This window comes from Chrysosporum bergii ANA360D, assembly GCF_029891735.1.
In the GTDB taxonomy this organism is placed as follows: Bacteria; Cyanobacteriota; Cyanobacteriia; order Cyanobacteriales; family Nostocaceae; genus Umezakia; species Umezakia bergii.
On the sequence record NZ_JANQDH010000103.1, the window covers coordinates 1 to 9,654 of the forward strand.

A 9,654-nucleotide genomic window follows, 5' to 3' on the forward strand; every position below is an offset into this window, starting at 1 on the left:
AGCTCGTTGAATGCTTGGCGGTTAAGTCCAGTCATTGCTCGTAGCAGTCGCTCTTGATTCAGGATGCGGTCTAAGTTCAACATTAATGTCACCCTACTTGTCTGCTTGATTATTATCCCTTATTTTCCAACAACTCTATTATAGCTTATCTTATTTTGGAGTTTAACTACATGAAAATCGCTGTAAAGACTCCTACTGAGTGAAAGTGAACTTCTTTCCCACGTATTCGAGTAGCTGTTGTAAGCTGGCCTCGATGGAAAGTTCCGAAGTTTCCACCAGTAAATCTGGTGTTCTCGGTGGTTCGTAGGGAGCGCTAATTCCCGTAAAAGACTCAATTTCTCCACGGCGTGCTTTTGCATAGAGACCCTTGGGGTCACGTTGTTCACAAATTTCCATCGGAGTTGCAATATATACTTCATGAAACAGATCTCCGGACAGAATACGGATTTGCTCCCGGTCTTTCCTGTAAGGTGAAATGAAAGCAGTAATCACTAAACAACCCGAATCCGCAAAAAGTTTGGCCACCTCGCCAATACGACGAATATTTTCCGCACGATCAGCAGCAGAAAATCCCAAGTCAGCACATAATCCATGACGGATATTGTCACCATCAAGGACAAAAGTATACCAACCTTTCTGGAACAAAATCCGCTCTAATTCTAGAGCCAATGTTGTTTTACCTGATCCTGATAATCCAGTGAACCATAGAATTCCATTTCGGTGACCATTCTTTAAACAACGATCAAATGGGGACACAAGATGTTTTGTATGTTGAATATTGCTTGATTTCATATCTATGATAAATATGATAAAAGTGATTGGCCAAACAGAACTGCTCACCCAATAATATAGTTAAAGGTTATTTTTTCAAAAACTCCTTCTAAATTATAGCTCACAATTATGCCTAAATACTTTAATACTGCTGGACCCTGTAAATCCGAAATCCACTATATGCTCTCTCCCACAGCTCGACTACCGGATTTGAAAGCACTAATTGACGGAGAAAACTACTTTATAATTCACGCGCCGCGACAAGTCGGCAAAACTACAGCTATGATAGCCTTAGCACGAGAATTGACTGATAGTGGAAAATATACCGCAGTTATTCTTTCCGTTGAAGTGGGATCAGTATTCTCCCATAATCCCCAGCAAGCGGAGCAGGTTATTTTAGAAGAATGGAAACAGGCAATCAAATTTTATTTACCCAAAGAACTACAACCATCCTATTGGCCAGAGCGTGAAACAGACTCAGGAATAGGCAAAACTTTAAGTGAGTGGTCCGCACAATCTCCAAGACCTCTTGTAATCTTTTTAGATGAAATCGATTCCCTAACAGATGAAGCTTTAATCCTAATTTTAAGACAATTACGCTCAGGTTTTCCCCGTCGTCCTCGGGGATTTCCCCATTCGGTGGGGTTAATTGGTATGCGGGATGTGCGGGACTATAAGGTTAAATCTGGTGGAAGTGAACGACTGAATACGTCAAGTCCTTTCAATATCAAAGCGGAATCCTTGACTTTAAGTAATTTCACTCTGTCAGAGGTGGAAGAACTTTACTTACAACATACGCAAGCTACAGGACAAATTTTTACCCCGGAAGCAATTAAACAAGCATTTTATTTAACCGATGGGCAACCATGGTTAGTAAACGCCCTAGCTCGTCAAGCCACTCAGGTGTTAGTGAAAGATATTACTCAACCCATTACCGCTGAAGTAATTAACCAAGCCAAAGAAGTTCTGATTCAGCGCCAGGATACCCATTTGGATAGTTTGGCAGAGCGCTTACGGGAAGATCGGGTCAAAGCCATTATTCAACCTATGTTAGCTGGATCGGACTTACCAGATACCCCAGAGGATGATCGCCGTTTCTTGCTAGATTTAGGCTTGGTAAAGCGCAGTCCCTTGGGAGGACTAACCATTGCCAATCCCATTTACCAGGAGGTGATTCCTCGTGTTTTGTCCCAGGGTAGTCAGGATAGTCTACCCCAGATTCAACCTACTTGGTTAAATACTGATAATACTTTAAATCCTGACAAACTCTTAAATGCTTTCCTAGAGTTTTGGCGACAACATGGGGAACCATTACTCAAAAGTGCGCCTTATCATGAAATTGCTCCCCATTTAGTTTTGATGGCGTTTTTACATCGGGTAGTGAATGGTGGTGGCACTTTAGAACGGGAATATGCCGTTGGTTCTGGAAGAATGGATATTTGTTTACGCTATGGCAAGGTAGTGATGGGCATAGAGTTAAAGGTTTGGGGGGGAAAATCGGATCCGTTAACGAAGGGTTTGACCCAATTGGATAAATATCTGGGTGGGTTAGGATTAGATAGAGGTTGGTTAGTAATTTTTGATCACCGTCCGGGATTACCACCCATGGGTGAGAGGATTAGTATGGAACAGGCCATTAGTCCAGAGGGAAGAACCATTACAGTGATTCGTAGCTAGAGCGTTAGATATCAGATGATTGAACCTCAATTATTGTGCAACGCCACATTTTCTTTCCAAAGATGTATGTTAAACTCTAGTAAACTCTAATTAGGTCGAGAAAGAGATATGTGTTTAGGAATACCTGGACAAATAATAGAAATCAGCAATCCAGAACATAAACTAGCAATAGTTAAGGTTGGAGGAGTTAAGCGTCAAATCAATATAGCATGTATTGTTGATGAGGAACACCCACCCGAAAAATGTCTGGGAGATTGGGTGTTAGTTCATGTCGGTTTTGCTATGAACAGAATTAATGAACAGGAAGCAGCAGAAACCTTAGCCCTTTTACAGGAAATTGCTAACAGTTATGATGATACCAAAGACCTGCAAAGGAGCAATTTATAACACCTTGGTAAAATTATGAAATATGTAGATGAATTCCGTAACCCCGAAAAAGCTCAAGGTTTACAAAAAGAAATTGCACAACTGAGTCTTCAAATCTCAAGAAATTCCCACAAAAACAAACACCTCAAAATAATGGAAGTATGTGGTGGACACACCCATGCGATTTTTAAATATGGCATTGAGGAAATATTACCAGATAACATTGAACTGATTCATGGACCTGGATGTCCGGTATGTGTCATGCCAAAAGGTAGAGTAGATGATGCGATCGCTCTTTGCCAAAACCAGCAGATTATTTTCACCACCTTTGGGGATGCTATGAGGGTTCCAGGGTCTAAAACCAGCTTGTTACAAGCAAAAGCTGAGGGAGCAGATATTAGAATGGTCTATTCTCCTCTGGATAGTTTAAAGATTGCCAAGGAAAACCCTGAAAAAGAGATAGTATTTTTTGGTTTAGGATTTGAAACCACTGCTCCTAGCACTGCATTTACCATATTACAAGCAGCAGCAGAAAACATTAGAAACTTTAGTTTATTTTCCAATCATGTATTAGTTATACCAGCATTGGAAGCATTATTAGCAAATCCAGATTTACAACTAGATGGTTTTGTTGGTCCAGGTCATGTAAGCATGGTTATTGGAACAGATCCATATGAGTTTATTCCCGAAAGATATCATAAACCGATTGTCATTTCTGGATTTGAACCATTGGATATTTTCCAATCTATATGGATGTTATTAAAACAAATAGAAGAAAATCGGTGTGAAGTAGAAAACCAATATAATCGGTTAGTTGAGAAAGGGGGAAATCAAAATGCCATTCAAGCCATGAATCAGGTTTTTACAGTTCGCGAGAAATTTGAATGGCGGGGGTTGGGAGAAATTCCTAATTCTGGTTTGAAAATACGTCCCGAATATGCTCAATTTGATGCAGAAGCCAAATTTACTATTCCCAATTTGAAAGTGCCCGATCATAAAGCCTGTCAATGTGGAGAAATTCTTAAAGGCGTTTTAAAACCTTGGGAATGTAAAGTATTTGGCACAGCTTGCACACCAGAAACACCCATAGGAACTTGTATGGTTTCCTCTGAAGGTGCTTGTGCAGCATATTATAAATATGGCAGATTATCAGCTCTTATATAGCAATTGTATGGCAATAGATAAAAATCAGAAAAATCAAAATCCCCTATTTCAAAAAATAGCACAGGTAGGTCGTCGCTCCCATCAAGTTAAAGATAGCCATATTAATCTATCCCATGGTAGTGGTGGTAAAGCTATGAGCGATTTAATTCATGATGTATTTGTGAAAAATTTCCATAATGAGATTTTATCACAATTAGAAGATCAGGCAAGTTTTGATTTATCAACCCTGGGAAAACTGGGAGATAGATTAGCATTTACCACCGATTCTTACGTGGTAGATCCCTTGTTTTTTCCCGGTGGCAATATTGGTGATTTAGCTGTTAATGGCACAATTAATGATCTGGCAGTTGGGGGTGCTAAACCCCTATATTTAAGTTGTAGCATGATCTTAGAAGAGGGATTGCCATTAGAAACATTAAGAAAAGTAGTGGGGAGTATGCAACATGCTGCTCAAAAAGCGGGAGTGCAAATAGTTACAGGAGACACCAAGGTAGTGCATCGTGGTTGTGCGGATAAATTATTTATTAACACTGCTGGGATAGGGATAATACCCCAGGGAATTAAAATTTCACCTCGCCATATTCAACCGGGGGATATGGTAATTATTAATGGAGAAATAGGGAATCATGGTGCGGCAATTTTAATAGCTAGAGGAGAATTAGAATTAGAAACAGATATAGAAAGCGACAGTCAACCATTGCATGAACTGGTAGGTGAAATTATCAAGGTCTGTCCTGATATTCATGCTATGAGAGATGTAACTAGGGGAGGTTTAGCGACAGTATTAAACGAATTTGCCCAAACAGCAAATCTAGGGATAAAAATCAATGAACAGACCATTCCTATTAGAGAGGAGGTGAGTGGAATGTGTGAAATACTTGGTTTAGATCCATTGTATTTAGCTAACGAAGGTAAAATAGTGGTTGTTGTTCCCCAGGAGCAAGCAGAACTGGTATTATCCACCATGCAAGATCATCCCTTGGGAAAACAAGCAGCAATTATTGGACAAGTAGTTGAGCAACTACCTGGAATAGTTTTTTTAAAAACTGTTTTTGGTGCAGAAAGAATGGTGGATATGTTGGTGGGAGAGCAGCTACCGAGAATATGTTAATCTAATAGTATTCGGGATATTAGGATATATAAAATATGCACGAATTGGGAATAACTCGTAACATTATTGCTCTGGTCAGCGAAAATGCCCACAAGCATCGAGTTAAGCGGGTGACGTTGGAAATAGGTAAATTATCTGCCATAATGCCAGATGCGATAGAATTCTGTTTCGATATCTGTGCCCAGGGTACAATAGTTGAAGGAGCAAAATTAGAAATTATAGAGATCCCTGGAATGGCCAGATGTCAACAATGTGGTGTCACATTTACGGTAGATAAACCTTTTGGAATCTGTCCCTGTGGTAGTGTACAGTTGGATTTAATTACAGGTCAGGAATTAAAAATTAAGGAAATAGAAGTGGAGGAATTATGTGTGTAACCTGCGGATGTGATAGCAATCAAGAAGCCAGAATTACTAATATGAATACCCCTCCTGTAAATGGGGATTATCATACCCATACCCTAGCTGATGGAACCCTAATTAGCCATTCCCATATTCATGAACATCATCACCAACATGACCAATCTCCAGCAAATATTCATGCTAAAATTCACCACACAACCATATCACTAGAACAGGAAATTCTAGGCAAAAATAATTTAATAGCTGCTCAAAATAGAGGGTGGTTTAAAGGGCGAAATATCCTAGCTCTCAACCTGATGAGTTCTCCAGGTGCAGGTAAAACTACTCTGTTAACTCGCACAATTAATGACTTAAAACACAAGTTAAATATTAGTGTGATCGAAGGAGATCAGGAAACCACTAACGATGCACAAAAAATTCAATCCACAGGTTGCAAGGTAATACAAATAAATACGGGTACAGGTTGTCATTTAGATGCAGCTATGATAGAAAGGGGAATACAGGAACTTCAACCTCCCTTGGATTCTGTATTGATGATAGAGAATGTGGGCAATTTAGTCTGTCCCGCATTATTTGACCTGGGGGAGCAGACTAAAGTTGTTATTCTCTCGGTTACAGAAGGGGAAGATAAACCCATGAAATACCCCCACATCTTTCGTCTCAGTGATGTTATGATCCTGACTAAAATAGATTTATTGCCCTATTTACAGTTTGATGTGGAAAAATGTATTGACTATGCGAAAAAGGTTAATCCCCACATTCGGGTTTATCAAGTTTCTGCTACCACTGGTGCAGGCTTAGATGATTGGTATGGCTCTTTGTCTCATCACACCCTCGCTCCTTCCTTTAAGAATGTCCTTGAGTCGCCTTCAACATGTGATAGGTAACTATCAATTGTGTTATTGCCAATGGATAACTTTGCAAAGTTTCCCCAGTTGTGCCAGCAATCTTACCCAGTTCAGGATTAATTTCGCGATCGCACACATTTCTAAGATAGGGCATATCATTACACATAACATGCTCTATTTTATTAACCTGTTCTAAAGTCGCGTGTCCATCAACTTCCAACACATCCACTGGTTTACCCATATCCCTATCCAGTCCCAAACGCACAGGTGATTCTGAGTCATCATTATCTGGATGAAGAATTTGAGTAAAATCAGGATGGGGAATAGTAGGGCGCAAGATTAACCGGACATTAAGATGTCCACCATTTTCCGTTTCATTGTCATTGGGGGGATAGAAGGTAACTACAATATCAGACCATTGACGTTGAGGACGAATAAACTGTTCTGAATCTGGTTCCCGCTTTTCTAATTCTGCTAACACTTGTTCTTTGGTATAACCCCGCTTTTGGGTATCCCTTTTAATCTTCCAATCAGCTCGTAGAGATTCTGGAGGAGCTAGATAGACTTTGACATCATAAGCGTCACGTGCAGCACGGGTAGAATAGCCCAGTAACCCTTCAATAATGACAAACTTATTGGGTTTAATGTATTGAGGTGGTTCAAAGGTTCCCGTTTTATGACTATAGACTGGTTTGAGAATAGGTTGACCCGTGCGTAAAAGAGCCAAATGTTGTTGCATAATGTCCAGATGGTTACAGTCTGGATGGAGAGCAGTAATGCCAGTTTCTGCCCTTTGCTGACGGTCATACCGGTGATAATCATCAGTACAGATGAGAGTTACATTTTCTGGTCCTAGCACCTGGGCTATACCCCTAGTGAGGGTAGTTTTTCCTGCAGCGCTATCACCGACAATACCGAGAATAATTGGACGACTCATCTTTACCCCCTTAAATACAAACCGCTGATGATATCACATAATAACACCTGGCTCTCCAAGAACATTTTTTAGATTATAAGTTTAAACCTGGGAACCAAGATCAATTTTTTGCATCACCGCAACATTTCTCAACATATTCTGCTCCCAGTGAACAAAAGATATAATGGTCAAAAATCACTCTCACACCATACCATGACAAAGCAAACCTTGGGTTTAGGAACGGATTTATATAATTACCTCCTGAGAAATTCCCTGCGCGAAGAGGAAATTCTCAGCGAATTACGTCAAGAAACTGCCAAGCTGCCAATGTCCATAATGCAGATCTCCCCAGAGCAGGGACAGTTTATGGCACTGCTAATTAAAATCTTAGGAGCAAAAAAGACCTTGGATATAGGAGTATTCACAGGTTACAGTTCCCTGGTAGTGGCTTTGTCTTTACCTGATGATGGCAAAATCATTGCCTGTGATATCAGCGAAGAGTACACTAGTATGGCTCGAATATACTGGCAAAGGGCGGGAGTCGCAGATAAAATTGACCTGCAACTAGCTCCAGCATTAGAAACTCTAGATAAACTATTAGCAGCAGGGGAAGCAGGAACCTTTGATTTTGCCTTTATAGATGCAGACAAGGCGAACTATGAAAATTATTATGAGCGATCGCTAGAATTAATTAGACCTGGTGGATTAATTGCGGTAGACAATGTGCTTTGGTCAGGAAGAGTAGCAGATCCAGAAGTACAAGACAACCAAACCAGCAAAATTCGTGCATTTAATGAAAAAGTACACCGAGACTCAAGAATCACCCTCAGTCTAGTCCCCATAGCAGATGGATTAACACTGGCGAGAAAAAATTAACAAATCAATATGTTAATCTATCACCTTGAGAGATTCTTGAGGAAAAGAAAATGTCAAAACTGAGGGTAGGGTTATTATTTGGTGGACGTTCTGGAGAACACGAAGTTTCCATAGTTTCCGCAGGAGCAATTGCCAAGGCCTTGACTACGGGAGAGAATAGCCAAAAATATGAGGTATGTCCATTTTACATTCAAAAGAACGGAGTATGGCAAGGGGAGGAAATAGCCAGAAAAGTCTTAGAATCAGGTTCAGCCGAAGAAAATACCCCCAACACAGTCAATTTATGGCAATTTCCTCAGAAATCTCCCCAAATTGATTTGTGGTTTCCCATATTGCACGGACCCAATGGAGAGGATGGAACTATTCAGGGATTACTCACCTTGATGCAAGTGCCTTTTGTGGGGTCTGGAGTTTTGGGATCAGCCATGGGAATGGATAAAATTGCTATGAAAACAGCCTTTGCCCAAGCTGGTCTACCCCAAGTCCAATACCAAACCGTTACTAGAGCGCAAATTTGGTCAAATCCCTGTGTGTTCCCTAAACTGTGCGACCAAATTGAGACCACATTGGGTTATCCTTGCTTTGTCAAGCCAGCTAATCTAGGTTCATCTGTAGGTATCGCTAAAGTACGCTCCCGTCAAGAACTAGAAACGGCTCTAGATAATGCTGCTACCTATGATAGACGAATTATAGTTGAAGCTGGAGTAGTTGCTAGAGAAGTAGAATGCGCAGTTTTGGGTAATGACCATCCCCAAGCCTCTGTGGTTGGTGAAATCAGTTTTAATAGTGATTTTTACGATTATGAAACCAAATACACCCAGGGAAAAGCTGACCTGTTAATACCCGCACCTCTATCACAAACAGTAGTTGAACAAATTCAAGAAATGTCTCTAAAAGCCTTTGCAGCAGTTGATGCTGCTGGTTTAGCCAGGGTAGATTTCTTCTATGTGGAGTCCACCGGAGAAATATTAATCAACGAAATTAACACCTTGCCAGGATTTACATCCACAAGCATGTATCCCCAACTTTGGGCAAATACTGGAATTAGCTTTCCCCAACTAGTTGACCAATTGATTCAACTAGCAATTGAACGCCAACCAACCTCAGACCGATTGACAAATTGATGGATTGAGGATACAATCAGAGATTGACCATGATTACAAATCAATAGTGCAATCGCCGACGTTATTATAGACGGAGGCGCGATAGAATTTGAAAGGAATAAATTTTGATAAAGGTCTAATGGCAGAAACACTATTTTTCAACGCTCTGCGGGAAGCAATTGACGAAGAAATGTCCCGCGATCCTAGCGTGTTTGTACTAGGCGAGGACGTGGGACACTACGGCGGTTCCTATAAAGTTACCAAAGACCTGTGTAAAAAGTATGGTGATCTGCGAGTCTTAGATACCCCCATCGCTGAAAATAGCTTTACCGGATTAGCTGTAGGTGCAGCCATGACGGGATTAAGACCTATAATCGAAGGTATGAACATGGGCTTTTTGCTCCTAGCATTCAACCAAATTTCCAACAATGCGGGAATGTTACGGTACACATCCGGTGGT

The 9,654-nt window shown here is 40.6% G+C and carries 10 protein-coding genes and 1 pseudogene; 9 read left to right on the top strand and 2 right to left on the bottom strand.

Features of this window, described 5'->3' with window-relative positions:
- Positions 1–192: 192 nt before the first annotated feature.
- Entirely contained in the window at positions 193–840 is a 648-nt protein-coding gene (gene cysC, locus NWP17_RS14965) for an adenylyl-sulfate kinase (protein WP_280655680.1), read from the bottom strand.
- A gap of 60 nt (positions 841–900) precedes the next feature.
- Between cysC and NWP17_RS14970 the strand changes: the two genes are divergently transcribed.
- From NWP17_RS14970 to hypB, 6 genes are all read left to right on the top strand, one after another.
- Positions 901–2,448 (top strand): AAA family ATPase, encoded by a 1,548-nt coding sequence (locus tag NWP17_RS14970; protein WP_280655681.1) that lies wholly within the window; start codon positions 901–903, stop codon positions 2,446–2,448.
- Positions 2,449–2,556: 108 nt separating this feature from the next.
- The gene (locus NWP17_RS14975) at positions 2,557–2,835 is read left to right on the top strand and encodes a HypC/HybG/HupF family hydrogenase formation chaperone (RefSeq protein ID WP_006276835.1); all 279 of its coding nucleotides are present in this window, start codon (positions 2,557–2,559) and stop codon (positions 2,833–2,835) included.
- Positions 2,836–2,850: 15 nt separating this feature from the next.
- Complete coding sequence (hypD, locus tag NWP17_RS14980) at positions 2,851–3,978, top strand: hydrogenase formation protein HypD (RefSeq protein ID WP_006276834.1); 1,128 nt, start codon at positions 2,851–2,853, stop codon at positions 3,976–3,978.
- Positions 3,979–3,985: 7 nt separating this feature from the next.
- Positions 3,986–5,089 (top strand): hydrogenase expression/formation protein HypE, encoded by a 1,104-nt coding sequence (hypE, locus tag NWP17_RS14985; protein ID WP_071242446.1) that lies wholly within the window; start codon positions 3,986–3,988, stop codon positions 5,087–5,089.
- Positions 5,090–5,124: 35 nt separating this feature from the next.
- Positions 5,125–5,466: a hydrogenase maturation nickel metallochaperone HypA gene (gene hypA / locus NWP17_RS14990; RefSeq protein ID WP_006276832.1), complete on the top strand. Its 342-nt coding sequence runs from the start codon at positions 5,125–5,127 to the stop codon at positions 5,464–5,466.
- Complete coding sequence (gene hypB, locus NWP17_RS14995; RefSeq protein ID WP_280655682.1) at positions 5,457–6,338, top strand: hydrogenase nickel incorporation protein HypB; 882 nt, start codon at positions 5,457–5,459, stop codon at positions 6,336–6,338. Before hypA ends, hypB begins: the two co-directional genes overlap by 10 nt.
- Here the strand turns inward: hypB and NWP17_RS15000 are convergent.
- Positions 6,298–7,236 carry a phosphoribulokinase gene (locus NWP17_RS15000; RefSeq protein ID WP_006276830.1) on the bottom strand — a complete coding sequence of 313 codons (939 nt, stop codon included), beginning with the start codon at positions 7,234–7,236 and terminating at the stop codon, positions 6,298–6,300. The two genes, hypB and NWP17_RS15000, sit on opposite strands and share 41 nt — an antisense overlap.
- Positions 7,237–7,428: 192 nt before the next feature.
- On the opposite strand from NWP17_RS15000, the gene NWP17_RS15005 reads away from it, so the two are divergent.
- From NWP17_RS15005 to NWP17_RS15015, 3 genes and pseudogenes are all read left to right on the top strand, one after another.
- Complete coding sequence (locus NWP17_RS15005; RefSeq protein WP_006276829.1) at positions 7,429–8,091, top strand: class I SAM-dependent methyltransferase; 663 nt, start codon at positions 7,429–7,431, stop codon at positions 8,089–8,091.
- A gap of 50 nt (positions 8,092–8,141) precedes the next feature.
- On the top strand, positions 8,142–9,215 hold the full coding sequence (locus tag NWP17_RS15010) for a D-alanine--D-alanine ligase family protein (protein WP_006276828.1): 1,074 nt from the start codon (positions 8,142–8,144) through the stop codon (positions 9,213–9,215).
- A 118-nt stretch (positions 9,216–9,333) separates the two neighbouring features.
- A pseudogene (locus NWP17_RS15015) lies at positions 9,334–9,654 on the top strand (alpha-ketoacid dehydrogenase subunit beta); the annotation flags it as partial.

What these genes read in the sequence shown, in the direction of transcription:
- NWP17_RS14970 (WP_280655681.1), top strand. Translation starts at nt 901, where the DNA reads ATGCCTAAATACTTTAATACTGCTGGACCCTGTAAATCCGAAATCCAC.
- NWP17_RS14975 (WP_006276835.1), top strand. Translation starts at nt 2,557, where the DNA reads ATGTGTTTAGGAATACCTGGACAAATAATAGAAATCAGCAATCCAGAA.
- hypD (WP_006276834.1), top strand. Translation starts at nt 2,851, where the DNA reads ATGAAATATGTAGATGAATTCCGTAACCCCGAAAAAGCTCAAGGTTTA.
- hypE (WP_071242446.1), top strand. Translation starts at nt 3,986, where the DNA reads ATGGCAATAGATAAAAATCAGAAAAATCAAAATCCCCTATTTCAAAAA.
- hypA (WP_006276832.1), top strand. Translation starts at nt 5,125, where the DNA reads ATGCACGAATTGGGAATAACTCGTAACATTATTGCTCTGGTCAGCGAA.
- hypB (WP_280655682.1), top strand. Translation starts at nt 5,457, where the DNA reads ATGTGTGTAACCTGCGGATGTGATAGCAATCAAGAAGCCAGAATTACT.
- NWP17_RS15000 (WP_006276830.1), bottom strand. Translation starts at nt 7,236, where the DNA reads ATGAGTCGTCCAATTATTCTCGGTATTGTCGGTGATAGCGCTGCAGGA.
- NWP17_RS15005 (WP_006276829.1), top strand. Translation starts at nt 7,429, where the DNA reads ATGACAAAGCAAACCTTGGGTTTAGGAACGGATTTATATAATTACCTC.
- NWP17_RS15010 (WP_006276828.1), top strand. Translation starts at nt 8,142, where the DNA reads ATGTCAAAACTGAGGGTAGGGTTATTATTTGGTGGACGTTCTGGAGAA.